15 protein-coding genes and 1 other RNA gene are annotated in these 16,876 nt (G+C 62.8%); 2 read left to right on the plus strand and 14 right to left on the minus strand.

Annotated features, from left to right (window positions below; all coding sequences use genetic code 11):
- Window positions 1–18 precede the first annotated feature (18 nt).
- The 10 genes from murG to rsmH all read right to left on the minus strand — a co-directional run bounded on the left by murG (window position 19) and on the right by rsmH (window position 11,794).
- Window positions 19–1,122 carry an undecaprenyldiphospho-muramoylpentapeptide beta-N-acetylglucosaminyltransferase gene (gene murG / locus CIW50_RS11730; protein WP_149531379.1) on the minus strand — a complete coding sequence of 368 codons (1,104 nt, stop codon included), beginning with the start codon at window positions 1,120–1,122 and terminating at the stop codon, window positions 19–21.
- Window positions 1,119–2,267: a putative lipid II flippase FtsW gene (ftsW, locus tag CIW50_RS11735; RefSeq protein WP_116660795.1), complete on the minus strand. Its 1,149-nt coding sequence runs from the start codon at window positions 2,265–2,267 to the stop codon at window positions 1,119–1,121. The genes murG and ftsW overlap by 4 nt, the downstream gene beginning before the upstream one ends.
- Window positions 2,268–2,353: 86 nt before the next feature.
- Window positions 2,354–3,046 (minus strand): nucleoside/nucleotide kinase family protein, encoded by a 693-nt coding sequence (locus CIW50_RS11740; protein WP_197738361.1) that lies wholly within the window; start codon window positions 3,044–3,046, stop codon window positions 2,354–2,356.
- A 118-nt stretch (window positions 3,047–3,164) separates the two neighbouring features.
- On the minus strand, window positions 3,165–4,562 hold the full coding sequence (gene murD, locus CIW50_RS11745) for a UDP-N-acetylmuramoyl-L-alanine--D-glutamate ligase (RefSeq protein WP_149531380.1): 1,398 nt from the start codon (window positions 4,560–4,562) through the stop codon (window positions 3,165–3,167).
- A 4-nt stretch (window positions 4,563–4,566) separates the two neighbouring features.
- Window positions 4,567–5,649 (minus strand): phospho-N-acetylmuramoyl-pentapeptide-transferase, encoded by a 1,083-nt coding sequence (gene mraY, locus CIW50_RS11750; protein ID WP_068732324.1) that lies wholly within the window; start codon window positions 5,647–5,649, stop codon window positions 4,567–4,569.
- Between the two features lie 10 nt (window positions 5,650–5,659).
- Window positions 5,660–7,096, minus strand: coding sequence for a UDP-N-acetylmuramoylalanyl-D-glutamyl-2,6-diaminopimelate--D-alanyl-D-alanine ligase (locus CIW50_RS11755; RefSeq protein ID WP_149531381.1), 1,437 nt, complete (start codon window positions 7,094–7,096; stop codon window positions 5,660–5,662).
- Window positions 7,093–8,550, minus strand: coding sequence for a UDP-N-acetylmuramoyl-L-alanyl-D-glutamate--2,6-diaminopimelate ligase (locus CIW50_RS11760; protein WP_149531382.1), 1,458 nt, complete (start codon window positions 8,548–8,550; stop codon window positions 7,093–7,095). Before CIW50_RS11760 ends, CIW50_RS11755 begins: the two co-directional genes overlap by 4 nt.
- 93 nt (window positions 8,551–8,643) lie before the next feature.
- Window positions 8,644–10,407 carry a peptidoglycan D,D-transpeptidase FtsI family protein gene (locus CIW50_RS11765; RefSeq protein ID WP_246664227.1) on the minus strand — a complete coding sequence of 588 codons (1,764 nt, stop codon included), beginning with the start codon at window positions 10,405–10,407 and terminating at the stop codon, window positions 8,644–8,646.
- Window positions 10,404–10,796 (minus strand): cell division protein FtsL, encoded by a 393-nt coding sequence (gene ftsL, locus CIW50_RS11770; RefSeq protein ID WP_149531383.1) that lies wholly within the window; start codon window positions 10,794–10,796, stop codon window positions 10,404–10,406. The genes CIW50_RS11765 and ftsL overlap by 4 nt, the downstream gene beginning before the upstream one ends.
- A gap of 2 nt (window positions 10,797–10,798) precedes the next feature.
- On the minus strand, window positions 10,799–11,794 hold the full coding sequence (gene rsmH / locus CIW50_RS11775) for a 16S rRNA (cytosine(1402)-N(4))-methyltransferase RsmH (protein WP_149531384.1): 996 nt from the start codon (window positions 11,792–11,794) through the stop codon (window positions 10,799–10,801).
- 526 nt (window positions 11,795–12,320) lie between these two features.
- On the opposite strand from rsmH, the gene CIW50_RS11780 reads away from it, so the two are divergent.
- Window positions 12,321–13,184, plus strand: a complete 864-nt coding sequence (locus tag CIW50_RS11780; RefSeq protein ID WP_149531385.1) for a peptidoglycan recognition protein family protein — start codon at window positions 12,321–12,323, stop codon at window positions 13,182–13,184.
- On the opposite strand, the gene CIW50_RS11785 is transcribed toward CIW50_RS11780, so the two are convergent.
- Together CIW50_RS11785 and CIW50_RS11790 are read right to left on the minus strand one after the other, a co-directional pair.
- Complete coding sequence (locus CIW50_RS11785) at window positions 13,181–14,440, minus strand: RNA polymerase sigma factor (RefSeq protein WP_149531386.1); 1,260 nt, start codon at window positions 14,438–14,440, stop codon at window positions 13,181–13,183. The genes CIW50_RS11780 and CIW50_RS11785 overlap by 4 nt on opposite strands.
- A 4-nt stretch (window positions 14,441–14,444) precedes the next feature.
- Window positions 14,445–14,795: a YciI family protein gene (locus CIW50_RS11790; protein WP_149531387.1), complete on the minus strand. Its 351-nt coding sequence runs from the start codon at window positions 14,793–14,795 to the stop codon at window positions 14,445–14,447.
- A gap of 200 nt (window positions 14,796–14,995) precedes the next feature.
- Here CIW50_RS11790 and rnpB point away from each other — a divergent pair.
- An RNA gene (gene rnpB / locus CIW50_RS11795) (RNase P RNA component class A) lies at window positions 14,996–15,430 on the plus strand.
- Between the two features lie 80 nt (window positions 15,431–15,510).
- On the opposite strand, the gene CIW50_RS11800 is transcribed toward rnpB, so the two are convergent.
- Window positions 15,511–16,239 (minus strand): alpha/beta fold hydrolase, encoded by a 729-nt coding sequence (locus CIW50_RS11800; protein WP_149531388.1) that lies wholly within the window; start codon window positions 16,237–16,239, stop codon window positions 15,511–15,513.
- Between the two features lie 95 nt (window positions 16,240–16,334).
- Window positions 16,335–16,844 carry a helix-turn-helix transcriptional regulator gene (locus CIW50_RS11805; protein WP_149531389.1) on the minus strand — a complete coding sequence of 170 codons (510 nt, stop codon included), beginning with the start codon at window positions 16,842–16,844 and terminating at the stop codon, window positions 16,335–16,337.
- Window positions 16,845–16,876 lie beyond the last annotated feature (32 nt).

Genomic DNA, 16,876 nt, shown 5'->3' on the forward strand with positions numbered 1-16,876 from the left:
TGTAGCAGAACCGATGACCTAAATCTTTGCGACCTTGGCAACCAGATCCGCCAGCCGCTCTGCTGCATCGAGCTTGCCGACCTTGCGCGCGCCCGCGGCCATCGCGGTCAACCGCTGGGGCTCGCCGGCCAGCGCAGAGATTTCCGCCGCGAGGCGATCCGGCGTGAAATCAGCCTGCGCAATACGGAGTGCACCGCCCGCGTCCGCGAGCACGCCCGCATTGGCGAACTGATCCTGATCGAGCGCACCGGGCAGCGGCACCAGAATGGACGGCCGCCCGATGGCCCCGAGTTCGGCGACGGTGCCGGCACCGGAGCGCGAGATAACGAGTTGGGCTGACGCGAGACGCGCGGGGAGATCGCTGAAGAACGGCGCGAGTTCAGCCTTGATCTTGAGCCTGTCGTAGACGGCGCGAACGCGACTCATGTCCTCGTCGCGGACCTGCTGCGTGAGTACCAGACGATTCCACAACGCGGGTTCGAGCCGTTCTATCGCGGGAGGCACGATATCGGCCATGATGCGCGCGCCCTGGCTACCACCAACCACGAGCAGACGCAGCGGCCCGGTGAGATCTGGCGGGGTATAGGGTACGGCGGCAGCGGCGAGGATCGCCGGGCGCATCGGCGTGCCTGTGGTGGTGGTCTTCTTCGACAATTCGGGATCGCGGTCGAGCACGCCGGGCAGCGATGTTGCAATCGCATTGACCTTGCCAGACAGAATGCGATTGGCGCGGCCCATCACCGCGTTGGAATCGTGGATCAGGCTGGGGATGCCGAACAGGCGCGCGGCGAACAGCGGCGGCACTGTCGGGTAACCGCCGAAGCCGATCACGGCGGCGGGCTTCAACGTGCGCATTAGATTCAGTGCCATCACCGTGCCGGCAGCGAGCATGATGCCGGTACGCGCCAGCGAGATGGGATTGCGGGAGCGCACCGTCTCGCTTGGCACCACATCGATCATCTCGCGCGAAAACAGCCCGCTATATTTCAGTGCCCGTGCGTCGGTGACGAGGCGCACGCGCAAGCCGCGCTTCATCAAAGCAACGCCGAGCGCTTCCGCCGGAAACAGATGTCCGCCGGTGCCGCCCGCCGCAAGCAGTATGAGGGGAGCCGTACTCATCACGCGTAAGTGCGTGCGACGTGGGCGTCGATCGCCTCGACTTCGGTGCGTGGACGCATGCGGGTCAAAGCGAGCAGCATGCCGACGCTGTAGGCCAGCGAGATCATCGACGAACCGCCATAGGAGATGAACGGCAGCGTCATGCCTTTCGCCGGGATCAGATGCAGATTCACCGCCATGTTGATCGCCGCCTGCACGCCGAACAGAATGGCGAGGCCCGAGGCAGCAAAGCGCGAGAACAGATCTTCGGTGGCGTAGGCGCGCGACATCGCGCGGATCACGATGAAGGCAAACAGGCTGAGCACCGCGAGACACAACAGGATGCCGAACTCCTCGGCGCCGACGGCGAAGACGAAGTCGGTGTGGCTGTCCGGCAGGCTGCGCTTGGCGATGCCCTCACCCGGCCCGAGGCCGAACCATCCGCCATTCGAGAATGCTTCCATTGCCGTATCGACCTGGAAAGTGTCGCCCGAAGCGGGATCCATGAAGCGTTTGATACGGCCTGCGACGTGCGGCACCAAGAAGTAAGCCATCAATAGCCCGCCTGCCGCGGTGGCGCCGAGGCCGAACACCCAGACCATGCGCATGCCGGCGATGAAGAACAGCGAACCCCAGGCCATCAGGATCAGCATGGTCTGACCGAAGTCAGGCTGCATCACCAGCAGCGACACCAGCATCATCAGCAGCACGATCGCCATCGAGGTCGCCGGCATCTCCGGCTTGCGCGCGGATTCCGAGAACAACCAAGCGGCGATCACCACGAAAGCCGGCTTGGCGGACTCCGATGCCTGGATGTTGATGCCGAGGATGGTAATCCAGCGCTTGGCGCCCTTCACTTCCGGCCCGATCAGCAAGGTGGCCAGGATCAGAACGATGGAGATCGCGAACACCACCAGCGCCGAGCGGCGGATCTGCCGCGGCGTCATGAAGGACACGCCGATCAGCACGATGACGGACGGCACCAGGAACAGGATGTGGCGGTTGAAGAAGTGGAACGGATCGAGCCCGATGCGGGTCGCCACCGGCGGCGAGGCCGCGAGCGACAGGATCACCCCCGCCAGCATCAGCGCGATGATCGCTGCCAGCAGCAGGCGGTCCACGGTCCACCACCATTCACTGAGCGGTGTGCGTTGTTCGCGAGAGATCATAAGCGCGTCCTGCGGGTCGATGAACTCCTATCGATGGGCCATCGTGGTTGCCAGACGGTTAATGGATTGTGAAAATATGGCGCTATTCAAGGTGGCCAGCGGCGAGCTGTGACGACAGGGCGCGTGAAATCAGAATAGTCGATGACGAGATTTGCACGGCTTTGCGGGTCGTTCTCTTGCAGATACAGGCGCTGGCCTTCGATATAGCGCCGGTTGGACGCGGCATCCAGATCAGCCGATCCGTATCCGGGGCCGCGACCGGCGCCGCGCGGGATGGTGATGGCGAATGGCGCATCCAGAAAAATCGACAGGTCCCAGACGTCCCTGAGTTCCGGGCGGTGCAGAAAAATGCCGTCGAAGACGAGGACAGCATCGGGATCGGCAATCGACCAGCAAGCGACGACCGGGGCATTCACGCTGTGGTCGAAGATGGCAGGGCAATAGACGCGCGAGCCGCCGGGTCCCAGAGGATCGAGCAGCACTTTCCGCAACTCAACATAATTGTAGGATTCAGCGTAAAAGCCACGCGGAGAGGTTTTCCCCTGCCGGTATCTGATCTCGCGCGTGTTGTGAAAGCTGTCCACGGAGGCGCGGATAACGGACCGTCCGAGCGTGCCGATTACACGCGCGAGCGTGTCCGCGAACACCGTCTTTCCTACACCGTCCACGCCATCGATGCCGACGCGGAGGATCGAGCCCGTCGCATGATGCCGAATAAATTCGGCGATCTCTGCGATCAGCGGCGACGTGTCCTTGCGATCATCCGACGGCTCAATCATCAACACCCCCTGCCCGGTGCGATCAAATGACCTCGACTGTTGGCCCCTAACAGCCGCGTGATATTCCCTCGACTGAGCCAGAACACGTCGGCTGATACTGGATCGTGAAGATCACGCCTTAAACCGCCTTCACACCATCCAGCGCCAACACAAGCTCCCGGAACCGATCCCCGCGGATTTCGAAATTGCGGAACTGGTCGAACGAGGCGCAGGCCGGTGACAGCAGCACCACAGGCTCTGTCAGCCCGGCTTCGGCGGCATCGCGCGCGGCATTGGCCACGGCGACATCGAGACTGACGCTGATCTCGTACGGCACCTTGCCGTCCAGTGTCTGCGCAAAATCATTGGCGGCTTCGCCGATCAGATAGGCGCCGCGGATGCGCGGGAAGAATTCGGCCAGCGACGTGATGCCGCCCTCTTTCGCCTTGCCGCCCGCGATCCAAAAGATGTCGTTGAAGGACGACAGCGCCTTCGCCGCAGCGTCCGCATTGGTGCCCTTGGAGTCATTGACGAACAGCGTGCTACCCTGACGGCCGACCTGCTCCATGCGATGCGCAAGACCGGGAAAGCTGCGCAGACCTTTTTGCAGCACGGGCGGACTAACGCCGAGCGCCAGTGCTGCGGCGGACGCGCAGGCGGCGTTCTGCGCATTGTGCAGGCCGCGCAGCGAGCCGATACCGGCGATATCGACGACATCGTTCTGCGCGCCGCCGGCATTGCGCACTATGGTGCTGCCACGGATGGTGAGGCCATCGGCCAGCGGATGTTCGACCGAGACGCGGACCACGCGCTTGCCGGATTGCTCGATGCGATCGGCCGCCTTGCTGCACCAGTCGTCATCGACGCCGATGATCGCCGTGCCGCCCGTCTGCACGCCAGCGACGAGGCGTTCCTTCACCGCGGCGTAATGCGCCAGCGTGCCGTGACGATCGATGTGATCGGGCGTGACGTTGAGCAGGATGCCGACTGAAGGATCGAGCGAGGGCGTGAGGTCGATCTGGTAGGATGACATCTCGATCACATGCACGCGGCCTGCGCGCGGCGGTTCGAGCGACAAGATCGCGGTGCCGATATTGCCGCCCATCTGCGTGTCGAAACCGGCCTCGCGCATCAGATGCGCGACCAGCGCCGTCGTCGTCGATTTGCCGTTGGTGCCGGTGATGGCGACGAAGGGCGCATCGGGCGCATGCAACTTGCGCTCGCGGCAGAACAGTTCGATGTCACCAATCACCTCGACACCGGCTGCCTGCGCGGCGACCACCGTCCAGTGCGGCGCCGGATGGGTCAGCGGCACGCCGGGCGTCAGGATCAGTGCGGCAAAGGCGCCCCATGCCACCGTGCGCAGATCGGCGGTGATGAAACCGGCCTGCGTGGCCTGAACCATCCTGTCGATGCTGTCGTCGCAGGCGATGACTTCGGCGCCGCCCGCCTGCAGCGCGTAGCAGGATACGAGGCCGGAGCCGCCGAGGCCGAACACGGCGACGGTCTTTCCCGCGAATGAGGTAACGGGGATCACGCGCTCACCGCAGCTTCAGCGTGGAGAGGCCGACCAGCGCCAGCATCACCGAGATGATCCAGAAGCGAATGACGATCTGAGGCTCGGTCCAGCCCTTCTGCTCGAAGTGATGATGGATCGGCGCCATCCGGAACACGCGCTTGCCGGTAAGTTTGAACGAGGTGACCTGCACGATGACCGAGACCGCCTCCAGCACGAACAGACCACCGATGACGGCGAGCACGATCTCGTGCTTCACGGCCACCGCGATCGAGCCGAGCATGCCGCCCAGCGCCAGCGAGCCGGTGTCGCCCATGAAGATCGAGGCCGGCGGCGCGTTGAACCAGAGGAAGCCAAGCCCTGCCCCGAGCACCGCGCCGCAGAGCACAGCGAGTTCGCCGGTGCCCGCGACATAGTTGATCTGCAGGTAATCAGAGAACACCGCGTTGCCGGCGAGATAGGCGATCATGCCGAACGAGGCCGATGCGATCATGACAGGCACGATGGCGAGCCCGTCGAGACCATCGGTGAGGTTCACGGCATTGCCAGCACCGACGACGATGAAGGCGCCGAACAGCACGAAGAACCAGCCGAAGTTCACGATCACGTCCTTGAGGAACGGGATCACCAGCGAAGAGGACAGCGGATCGCGGCCGAGCTTCACAAAGGCGAAACAGGCAGCGCCCGCAATGATGAACTCGATCAACAGGCGTGTGCGGCCGGCAAAGCCCTTGTGGCTCTGCTTGGTCACTTTCAGATAGTCGTCATAAAAGCCGACGAAGCCGAAGCCAAGGGTGACGGCCAGCACGATCCAGACATAGGGATTGCGCGGATTGGCCCAAAGCAGCGTGGAGACCACGAGGCCGGACAGGATCATCAGCCCGCCCATGGTCGGCGTGCCCACCTTGACCAGATGCGACTGCGGGCCGTCGGTGCGGATCGGCTGGCCCTTGCCCTGGCGCAGGCGCAGATTGTCGATGATCCACGGTCCGAACAGGAACACAAACAGTGCGCCGGTCACCACCGCGCCGCCGGTGCGGAAGGTGATGTAGCGGAACACGTTGAACACCGGCACGGTGCCCGCGAAGTCGATCAGCCAGTAGAACATTCAGTCCGCCCTATACCGCGGCGTCGTCGAGCGCGGCGTTGCCGGGAAAGCGCTTTTCGAGCGCGGAGACAATCGGTTTCATCTTCGAGCCGAGCGAGCCCTTGACCATGATGGCGTCGCCGGCGCGGATCGCGGCCAGCACCTGCGATTCGAGCGCCGCCGCATCTCCGGCATAGCCGCCCCGCTTGCCCGTGGAAAGAGCATCCCAAAGGTTGCGCATCAGGGGACCACAGCAAAATACCAGATCGATGCCGTTGGACTGCACCGCATCCAGTAGCCCGGCATGAAGTTTCGCGCCATCGGGGCCGAGTTCGAGCATGTCGCCCAGCACCGCGATGCGGCGCCCCTTTGGCCCGACTGCCGCAGCGCCCAGCACGTTAATGGCTGCCGCCATCGAGGCCGGATTGGCATTGTAGCTCTCGTCGATCAGCGTCGCCTCGCCGCCTGACACTTCGAGCACATGGCGGACGCCGCGGCCCGCGGCGGGCACGACCTGCGACAACGTCAGCGCGGCATGGACAAGATCGGCGCCCATCAGTTCGGCGGCGGCCAGCACTGCGAGGGAATTCATCGCCATATGGCGGCCGGGCATGCCCAGCTTGTAGGTCACATCATGGCCGAGAATGTTGGCATGCACGGCCGAACAGGTCGGATGCAATGAGACATCGAGCAGCCGTGCCTCGGCCTTCTTGTCGGCACCGAACGAGACGATGCGCGAGACACCGGCCTTCTTCGCACTCTTCTGCAAACGCGCGAATTGCGAATTGTCGCGGTTGAGAATCGCCACGCCATCGGGTTCGAGCCCGGAAAAGATTTCGGCCTTGGCATCGGCAATGGCTTCCACGCCGGCGAAGAATTCCAGATGCACCGGCTCGACGGTGGTGATGACGGCGAAATGCGGCCGCACCATCCTCACCAGCGTCTCGATTTCACCGGCATGATTCATGCCGATCTCGAAGATCGCAAAGCGTACATCGGCCGGGCAGCGCGCCAGCGTCAGCGGCACACCCCAGTGATTGTTGAACGACGCCACCGAAGCATGGGTCTTGCCCTGCGCTTCCAGCACGCGGCGTAGCGCTTCCTTAGTCGAGGTCTTGCCGACCGAACCGGTGATGGCGATAATCGGCGCCTTCAGACGTACCCGCGAGGCGATGCCGAGTTCGACGAGCGCTGCGAGCACATCGTCAACCACCAGCAGGCGCGCATCGGCGGGAAACTTGTCGCGTTGCGTGGCTTCGACGACGGCCAATCCCGCGCCAGCTTTCAGCGCAGCTTCGACGAAGGCGTGGCCGTCATGCACGTCGCCCTTGATCGCGAAATAGGCCTCGCCGGATTTGATGGTGCGGGTATCGATGGAGATGCCCGTGATACCCGCCGGCAGCGCGCCCTGGGTCGTGGCGTGCATCGCTTCGACCATCGCGGCCGATGTCCAAAGAAACTCGCTCATGCAGTCCTCTTGGCAAGCGCCGCTGCTGCGGCCTCGTGATCGCTGAACGGCAGCGTGCGGGTACCGATGATCTGTCCGGTCTCATGGCCCTTGCCCGCGATCAGCAGCGCATCGCCTGGCTGCAGGGCTTCGACGGCCACGCGAATGGCTTCGGCGCGGTCGCCGATTTCGACAGCGCCTTTCGCTGCAGCCATAATCGCCGCGCGGATGGTGGCAGGATTCTCGCTGCGCGGATTGTCGTCGGTAACAATCACACTGTCGGCATTCTCGCTGGCGATCTCGCCCATCAGCGGCCGCTTGCCGGCATCGCGGTCGCCGCCGGCGCCGAATACCACGACGAGCTTGCGCTTCGCATAAGGGCGTAGCGCCTGCAGTGCTTTCGCGAGCGCATCGGGCTTATGGGCGTAATCGACGAAGACCGGCGCGCCGTTGTGTGCACCGACCCGCTCGAGACGACCCTTGGCACCTTCGAGATGTTCGAGCGCGACGAAGGTCTGATCGACATCGCCGCCCGTACCGATCACGAGACCTGCCGCGACCAGCGCGTTCTCGATCTGGAATTCGCCGACCAGCGGCAGCTTGATTGCATAGGTCTTGCTGCGATGCTCAAGTGTGAGTTTCTGCGCGAAGCCTTCGACTGTGGCATCGACAAGGCGAATGCCCTCGCCTGCGCTGTCGCCCTTGCGACCGACTTTCATCAGGCGCAAGTGGCGCGACTGCGCGGCATGGATCACTTGCGGCGAATGCTCATGATCGGCCGCGATCACGGCGACACCACCGTCAACGACCAGATTGAGGAACAACCGCAGCTTGGCGCCGAGATAGTGCGCGACGTCCGGATGGTAGTCCATGTGATCGCGTGACAGATTGGTGAAACCGGCTGCGCTGACCCTCACGCCATCCAGCCTGAACTGATCAAGCCCGTGGGACGATGCTTCGAGTGCGAGATGTGTCACGCCTTCGCCCGTAATCTCGTCGATCTGCTGGTGCAGCGAGATTGGATCGGGCGTCGTGAGCGAACCATAGACGGTGCGTTTCGGCGAGACGAGACCGATGGTGCCAATGCTAGCGGAGGCATATCCGAGACGGCCCCAGATTTCGCGCGTAAAGGATGCAACCGACGTCTTGCCTGATGTCCCCGTGACGGCGGCAATGACCGAGGGCTGGCGCGGATAGAATTTCGACGCCGCAAGAGCTAGCGCAAGGCGCGGATTGGGCGTGCGCACGAAGGGGACGGACAGCCCACCGGGATTCTGGTCGCCTGCGATAGCGACGGCGCCCGAAGCAAGCGCCTGCGTGATAAAGCGCGCACCGTCGGTCTTCGCACCGGCGAGTGCAAAGAACAGATCACCCGGTTTCACTGCGCGGCTGTCCACAGCAAGTCCTGTGACGGCAACGTCCCTTGCGGGCTCCTCCATCACGGTATCAGGACTGAACAAATCGCGTAGTTTCATGCTGCTCCGGGCAGGCCAGATCGAGTGATACATCGGGTTCCGCAACGCCACGCAAACCGCATTTTGCACCGGCTGTAAAGCGCAGATGCGGCGTTACTGAGTCACCTTGGATGTCGCAAGAATAAGGCGGTCGGACGGCGCCAGATCGAAGCGCGGTTCAAGCCCCAAAAGCGGTGCGATACGGGCGATCACGTTGCCGCCCGTCGGCACAGCATTCCAGCCCGAGGTGATGAAACCGTGGGTTTCCGGCAGCGCCTTCGGCTCGTCCAGCATCACCAGAATCTGGAATTGCGGGTTGTCCATCGGCAGCACGGCGGTGAAGGAATTCAGCACCTGCTTCTTGGAATAGCGGCCATTCACGACCTTCTCGGCTGTGCCGGTCTTGCCGCCGAGATAGTAACCCTTGGCCTTGGCTTCCGCCTGCCGGGCCGAGCCGACTTCGGCATTCAGCCGCATCATGTAGCGCACCTTGTCGCTGGTCTCTTTCTTGACGACGCGCTTGGCGAGTTCGGCTACTTCTTCCGGCGTGCGTTTCAGGAACGTCGGGGGAATGAGCAGCCCGCCGTTGACCATCGCATTGATGCCCATCACGGCCTGCAGCGGCGCAACGGCGATACCATGACCGAAGGCGATGGTGATGGTGTTGAGTTCGCCCCAGCGCTTCGGCACGATCGGCATCGCGCTTTCCGGCAATTCGGTGCGCAGGCGATCGAGCTGGCCGACCTTCTTCAGGAAGGCCTTGTGGGCCTCGACGCCCTGCCCCAGCGCAATCTTCGCGGCGCCGACATTGGACGAGAATGTAAACACTTCGGCCAGTGAGATCGGACGCGGCACCGGATGGGTGTCGTGGATCTTGAACTTGCCGTAGCTCAGCGGATAGCGCGCATCAAACATCGTGTTGAGATTGACCTTGCCCGAGTCCAGCGCCATCGCCAGTGTCAGGGTCTTGAAGGTCGAACCCATTTCATACACGCCCGTGGTCAGGCGGTTGATGCGGTCGGGATCGTGCGCTTCCTTCGGATTATTCGGATCGAAGTCGGGCAGCGAAACCATGGCGACGATCTCACCGGTCTTCACGTTTGACACCAGACCCGATGCCGCCTTCGCGCTGTATTTCGCCTTGGCCTTGAGCAGTTCGTCACGTAGCGCGTGTTCGACACGCAGGTCGACCGCGAGCTCGACCGGCTTCTGCAGGCGATCAGACGCGAAGCCTGCGCGATGCAGATCCGCAAGGCCATTGGTGTCGAGCCACTTCTCGATGCCGGCAATGCCCTGATTGTCGATATTGGTCAGGCCGATCAGATGCGACACCGCCGCCCCGCTCGGATATACGCGCTTGTTCTCGCGCAGGAAGCCGATGCCGGGAATGCCCAGCCGATGAATGTCGCGCTGCTGCTGCGGCGTGATCTCGCGCTTCAGCCACGCAAAACCCTTCCTGCTCATGATCCGCTCGCGCACTTCGGCGCTGTCGAGATCGGGCAATGCGCCGGTGAGCAGTTCGACCGCTTCGTCCTTGTCGATGATGCGGCGGGGCTCCGAGAACAATGACGGAGACTTTACGTCGGTCGCAAGAATCGCGCCGTTGCGATCGACGATATCCGGGCGCGCGGTCGCGATGGCGTCACGCGTGGCGCGGCGCTCGGCATGGGTGTCACCGTTAACGGCAAACATGATGAGACGCACGGCGATGATGCCGTAGACACCGCCGAAGGCGATCATGGCGAGACCGACGCGCGCACGTGCCTTCGCTGCGCGATCGACGTTACGCCCGTAAAGCAGGCTGCGGATCAGACGCTGGCGCCAGGGCTCCGGCGGCCGTTCGATGGGTTTATTCGGGTCGAGCGGCTGATCTGTCACTGCGGATCCTCCGGCCGATTCTCTGATGCGGGCACCGAACCGGTCACAACATCCGGATCGATGATGTTGAGCATCGCGCCAATCGGATCGGGCTCGCCCGGCTTGGCGAAATTCGGCGGCCGATCCGGCAGGTTCTTCAACGTGTCGAATTGCTGCGCCGTCATCGGCTGCAGCTTCAGATGACGTTCGGCCAGTCCCTGCAGCCGCATCGGCGCATCCAGCTTGGCCCATTCGGCACGGAGACCGGCGATGGCATCGCGCTGTTCGCGAATATCGGCGTGCAGGCGCAGCACCTTCTCGGTGCGCACGGTGGATTCCATCTTGATACGGTAGACATAGGCCGCGGCGAAGACGAGCACGGCGATCACAAGGAGATGGATGATCCGCATGATCAGCCTCCTCTCATCACGGAGGCGAGCGTCGGCCAGCCCGGCAACGGGCCAGCATCCTGTGCCGGCGCATCGGTGCGCTCGGCGCCGCGCAGCTTCGCAGAGCGCGCGCGCGGATTGGCCTTGAGTTCTTCATCGCCCGCAATGATCGGGCGCTTGTTGACGAGCGAAAAGCGCGGCTTCGACTGCGCGACCTCCGGCAGATGCCGCGAACCGCCGCCGGTCTTGCTGCGCTCGACCATGAAATTCTTGACGATGCGGTCTTCCAGCGAGTGGAACGAGACCACCGACAGCCGGCCGCCCGGCTTCAGCACACGCTCGGCAGCGGCGAGCGCGGTATGGAGTTCATCGAGTTCTTCGTTGACGAAGATGCGCAGCGCCTGAAACGTACGCGTCGCCGGGTGGATTTCGCCCGGCTTGGCCCACACAACTTTCTGTACGATGTCGACGAGCTGTTTCGTCGTCTCGATCGGCCCTTCCTTGCGCGCTGCAATGATCGCGCGCGCGACGGAGCGGGAATGCCGCTCCTCGCCGAAGATATAGATGATATTGGCGAGATCGGCCTCGGAGGCTTTCGCCACCACATCGGCCGCGGTCGGCCCGTGCTGGCTCATGCGCATGTCGAGCGGGCCGTCGAAACGGAATGAGAAACCGCGTTCGGCCTGATCGATCTGCATTGATGACACGCCGACATCCATCACGACGCCATCGACCAGTGACTCGCCCAGCGCGACGCAGACATCGGCGAGATTGGAGAAGCGATCCTCGACCAGCGTGAGACGGCCGTCAGATTTGTCGACCAGATCAAATCCGCCGGCGATGGCGGTCCGGTCGCGATCGATGGCGATGACACGGGTTCCCTCGGTGGCAAGAATGGCGCGGGAATAGCCGCCGGCGCCGAATGTGGCATCGACATAAATACCACCGGTGCGCGGGCTCAGCATATCGACGGCTTCAACACCGAGAACGGAGATATGTCTTGTATCGGGCGTGCTCATGCGCGCGCCTGCCGGAAGCACGCAGACAGCGCGTTCCGTTCCTTCGCATCGAGGCGCAAAATCAAACTGGACACGAACAGGCCCATGTCGCCTCAACTGTCGGCGCGCCGCCTGGCTTTTCCTCCTGAAAAGCCCGGTCGCCGCGCGATTGCGGGTTCCATTCGACGCGCCACCCGCGTTTGGCGCGGGAAAGGCCGGACGTCCGCATGGATTTGTCGGGATTGCCATGGGAACTGAACGCCGGGATTTGAGCGTCAAAATGGAACTTTGGCCGCCCTTTTCAGGTTGGCTCTTGACCACTCAGTAACGGCACTTAGCGTTAAGAAAGCGTTGATGGGTTGGAGAGCAGTCGATCAATTGCAAGTGCCGGTTTCATCGTAGTGGTGATCCTCTGGACCCACGGCGGATAAAAATGGGGCAAAACTGTCATGCGGTCGTTGCATAGCAAGGCGCCGGTCGAGGATAGTAGGCCTCCGCGGCGCACCCCCTCTGTGCTGCTGTTCTCGTGACTGATCTGAGTTTTCTGATGGCATCACCTTCGTCCGCACCCGCTGGATCCGACTCCAAGCGTCAACGCGCCCTCCCGATCCCCAAGGGCGCCGCGGACATGCCGACCTTCACCCCGGATTCCTCTGTTGTCTCCGATGTGATCCCGTCGCCGAATTTTGGCGAGCGCAACAAGGGCCTCACGCCCGATATGATCGTGTTGCACTACACTGGCATGCCCGACGCCGAAGGCGCGATCACGCGCCTCTGCAGCGCGGGCACTGACGTCTCCGCGCATTACATCGTGCTGGAAGACGGCCGTATCGTGCAGACCGTGCCGGAAGCCAAGCGTGCATGGCATGCGGGCGCCGGTTTCTGGGCCGGCGAAGAGGACATCAATTCCTGCTCCATCGGCATCGAGATCATCAATCGCGGCCATGACTGGGGCTATCCGGATTTCCCAAGCCGGCAGATTGCCGCGGTGACCGCTTTGTGCCGCGGCATCATGCTGCGTCATGATTTGCAGTCGCATCGCGTGCTGGGCCATTCCGACGTTTCGCCCTCGCGCAAAAAGGATCCCGGCGAGAAATTCCCGTGGCATTCGCTGGCCAATTCCGGCGTCGGCCACTGGGTATTGCCCGCGCCGATCGTGCGCGGCGAAACCATGAAACTCGGCGCTGCAGGCGACGACGTATTGGCGCTGCAACATGCATTGGCGCGCTATGGCTACGGCATCGAGACCAATGGCGAGTACAATGCCGCAACCATGGAAGTGGTCACCGCCTTCCAGCGCCATTTCCGCCCGGAACGCGTCGACGGCCTCGTCGATCATTCGACGCTGACAACGCTGCAGGCCCTACTCTCTAGCTTGCCCGGCGAAGCAGCGATAACCGCCGCGCGCTAATCTTCCGGCGGCTCCTTGCGATCGAGTTCCGCCATTCGGCGGGCGTAAAGCCGGCGCAGCGGCGCCAGCTGCGTGGCCGCGCTGGCCTGATGATATGCATCGCGGGCGGCATCGCGCCGACCGAGGCGACGCAGCAAATCGGCACGCACCGCCGGCAGCAGATCGTAGCCGTCGAGTCCGCCCCGCGCCTGCAGTGCGTCGATCAGGTTCAAGGCACGCAGCGGACCATCGACCATCGCCACCGCCGCGGCATGGTTGAGTTCGATCACCGGCGACGGCCGGATCCGCAGCAGAACTTCGTAGAGCCCGGCGATCTGCGGCCAGTCGGTGGCTTGATAGCTTGGCGCCTGCGCATGCAGCGCCGCGATCGCGGCCTGCACCACATAGTCATCGGGGCGGCCGGGAGCGTGCAACGCGTCCTCGACCAGCCGCAATCCCTCGGCAATCTGTTGGTGATCCCACAGCGACCGATCCTGCGCTTCCAGCAGCACGATATCGCCATCCGTCGTCGCACGACCGGAGCGGCGCGCGTCGTGCAGCAGCATCAGCGCCAGCAGGCCTTTGATCTCGCGTCGCTGCGGCAGCAATACATCGAGCAAACGAGCTAGCCGGATTGCTTCCCGCGCCCGGTCCGGCCGCATCAGATCGTCGCCTGACGTGGCAGCGTAGCCTTCGGTAAAAACCAGATAGATCACGGCCAACACGCCGCGCAGGCGCTGTTCGAGTGCATCCAGCACAGGCACTTCATAAGGAATTCCGGCGATGCGGATCTTCTGTTTGGCTCGGACCAACCGTTGCGCCATGGCGTCTTCGCTGATCAGAAACGCCCGTGCCACCTGAGCGGTGCTCAATCCACAGACGGTTCGCAGCGTCAACGCCACCTGCACCTCCTCGGCGAAGGCCGGATGGCAACAAATGAAAATCAGCCTCAGCATGTCGTCGTCGAGAACGGCGGCATCACAGCGATCGTCATTCGCGCACGCATTCAGCAACAGCTCGTGCGTCACCTGTTCCTGCTTGCTGCGAAACGAGACCCGACGCCTGACACGGTCGATCGCCTTGTTGCGACCGACATTGACAAGCCACGCACGCGGATTTGCCGGCGGCTCGGCGGTTGGCCATTTTTCAAGCGCAACCGCGAAGGCATCCTGCAGCGCATCTTCAGCCAAATCGAAATCGCCGACGAGGCGGATCAGCGTCGCCAGCGCGCGACCCGCCTCGTTGCGAAAGATCCTGTCGATCTCGGCCAGCGTCATAGTGTTAGTTATAGACCCAGATCGGCCGCACCTCGATTGAACCGATCCGCGCGCTGGGAATCCGCGCCGCAATCGCCAGTGCGGCATCGAGATCCTTCGCGTCGACCAGATAGTAACCAGCGAGCTGTTCGCGCGTCTCGGCGAACGGACCATCGGTGGTGAGCCTCTTGCCATCGCGCACCTGCACCGTGGTCGCTGTGGTCGTCGGTTGCAGCCGGTCACCGGCCTTGAAATTGCCGCTCTGGACGATGGACTGGGTGAACGCGCCATATTCCTCAAGCATCTTCTTGCCTGTGGCGGCGTCCATTTTCGCGTACTCGGCTTCGTTCTGGTAGATCATCAGCAGATACTGCATTGCGTAGTCTCCTCTTGAGCGGCGCCGTTCGCCGTGACATGGGCATGATCGGGTCCGAAAACTGGTTTCCACTTTCCGGGATCATGCCGTCAGTCGAACGGGCCGGCAGCAGAACGACATCTTCAGGATAATTTATTTTGGCAAAGACTGCGCGCGTTCCTGGCTTGACGCCACGGCCCTGAGCCTCCATGCCTGTGCCGTCAGTCGGCTGGACGGCCGCTCCCGCTATGGTCGAAAGGCTGCGGGAGAGGAAAGTCCGGGCTCCATCGACATACGGTGCCGGATAACGTCCGGCGGGGGCGACCCCAGGGAAAGTGCCACAGAGAACGAACCGCCTCGCCTCCCTCCGCAAGGAGATGGTGCGGTAAGGGTGAAAAGGTGCGGTAAGAGCGCACCGCGTATCCGGCAACGGAAACGGCATGGCAAACCACACCGGGAGCAAAACCGAATAGGGACGGCAAAGCAGTCAGTTCGCTCACCTTGAGCGATAACACTGCAGGGCAATGTCTTGCTCGCTGTCCGGGTAGGTTGCTTGAGGCCATAGGCAACTATGGTCCCAGAGGAATGGCCGTCACGTATCGCCGGTGCAAATCGGCGATGCCCTACAGAACCCGGCTTACAGGCCGGCTGATAACTTTCTGAACAACGAGGGGCCCGGCGCAACACGCCGGGCCCCTCGCCAGTTCTGGCGCCGATGACCGCACCGAAATCTGCTTTAGTCCCGTCCTGCCTGAATGATCGCCTCTGCGAGGCGTGCAGGATTGCTGAAGAACATTTCATGGCTGCCCGGACATTCGACCAGCCGAAACAGACCAAGACGTTCGGAGAGTCGCGGATGCCATGGCAGGCTGTGTGGCAGCGCAATGTCCTGCTGACAATTCACGTAGGATTTCCCGACCGCAAGTTCGGCAAGCGGCCTGCTCAGCGCAATCGTGTCGGTGAATGTCTTGTACGGATGCGGATTGAGTTGCTCATAGGCTGACTTCGCCAGCCCGAAATCGGCATCGTTGATGAAGGCCTCGCGCCAGATTTCGAACGGCAGCATTACCGCGTTGTTATTGGCGGCGGCGATGGAATCGAACAGGCCAAGGTAATGCGGCGGCACCATATCGTTGAGCGATTGTCCGTCCAGCGGAACGAAGGCGTTGACATAGACCAGCCGTTTGATGCGTTCTGCCATGCGGTCCGCGACGCCCGAAATCACCATGCCGCCATAGCTGTGTCCGACAAGGCGTATGTCCCACAGATCTTCCTTCTCGATATAATCCGCGATCGAAGCGATGGCTTGCGTCAATCCAACACTGCTGCGGTCGTCATTCGCGTTGTTGCCAGCGACCGTCGGGCAATGAACGATATGCCCGCTCGCACGCAGATGACCGGCGACCGCGTCCATCTCCTTTCCCGTGTGCCAGGCACCGTGAACCAGGACGTATAGATCTGCCATGCAATCCTCCCGATGTTTCCCGGATATTCATAATCACTGACATGCCCGGCAGATGGCCGGATTGCGCCAGCCCAATCGACGATTTGCGTCACAGCCTATCGTCGGCGCCTGAACTCGCCGGGTGTCACACCCAGATATTTGCGGCACTGGCGGATAAAATGTGATGGATCTGTCAGACCGACCTTCTGGCCGATGCCACCGATACTCACACGATCGAAGCGCGGTTCGGCCAGCATCTTGCGGGCCATCGACATGCGGCAGTCGGCGAGCAGCCTGCTAAAGGTCACGGATGCGCCAGCGAGACCGCGATGCAGCGTGCGCTCCGAGATTTGCAGTTGCGCGGCAATCGACGCTGCAGTGAGCCCGGGCTCCGCGTAGCGTTCGTGCAGAGCGCGCCGAATCCGATCAATCAGCGCGGGCGTGCCGGACGTCTCCGTCGGCGACAGCGTCACGTCGCCTTCCAGTGTCAGAGCCAGCAGGGCTCCCAATTGATCGACGAGGAGAGACGCCGGCAGCGGCCTGCGAACGGCCAGTTCCGGTGACCATTGCCGGACGAAGCGTGCGGGTGTCGCCACGATCGGCTCGCCCACGGGGGACGAACGCATTCACGACATGCGCCGAAATGCGAACGAGGGCC

The sequence above is a fragment of the Tardiphaga sp. P9-11 genome (assembly GCF_008329525.1).
Classification (GTDB): domain Bacteria; phylum Pseudomonadota; class Alphaproteobacteria; order Rhizobiales; family Xanthobacteraceae; genus Tardiphaga.

Bases quoted from the DNA above. Each gene is read 5' to 3' on its own strand.
- CIW50_RS11790 (WP_149531387.1), bottom strand. From the start codon at position 14,795: ATGCAGTATCTGCTGATGATCTACCAGAACGAAGCCGAGTACGCGAAA.
- CIW50_RS11780 (WP_149531385.1), top strand. From the start codon at position 12,321: ATGGCATCACCTTCGTCCGCACCCGCTGGATCCGACTCCAAGCGTCAA.
- CIW50_RS11755 (WP_149531381.1), bottom strand. From the start codon at position 7,096: ATGAGCGAGTTTCTTTGGACATCGGCCGCGATGGTCGAAGCGATGCAC.
- CIW50_RS11800 (WP_149531388.1), bottom strand. From the start codon at position 16,239: ATGGCAGATCTATACGTCCTGGTTCACGGTGCCTGGCACACGGGAAAG.
- ftsW (WP_116660795.1), bottom strand. From the start codon at position 2,267: ATGATCTCTCGCGAACAACGCACACCGCTCAGTGAATGGTGGTGGACC.
- rsmH (WP_149531384.1), bottom strand. From the start codon at position 11,794: ATGAGCACGCCCGATACAAGACATATCTCCGTTCTCGGTGTTGAAGCC.
- CIW50_RS11740 (WP_197738361.1), bottom strand. From the start codon at position 3,046: ATGATTGAGCCGTCGGATGATCGCAAGGACACGTCGCCGCTGATCGCA.
- CIW50_RS11785 (WP_149531386.1), bottom strand. From the start codon at position 14,440: ATGACGCTGGCCGAGATCGACAGGATCTTTCGCAACGAGGCGGGTCGC.
- mraY (WP_068732324.1), bottom strand. From the start codon at position 5,649: ATGTTCTACTGGCTGATCGACTTCGCGGGCACCGTGCCGGTGTTCAAC.
- CIW50_RS11805 (WP_149531389.1), bottom strand. From the start codon at position 16,844: ATGCGTTCGTCCCCCGTGGGCGAGCCGATCGTGGCGACACCCGCACGC.
- ftsL (WP_149531383.1), bottom strand. From the start codon at position 10,796: ATGCGGATCATCCATCTCCTTGTGATCGCCGTGCTCGTCTTCGCCGCG.
- CIW50_RS11760 (WP_149531382.1), bottom strand. From the start codon at position 8,550: ATGAAACTACGCGATTTGTTCAGTCCTGATACCGTGATGGAGGAGCCC.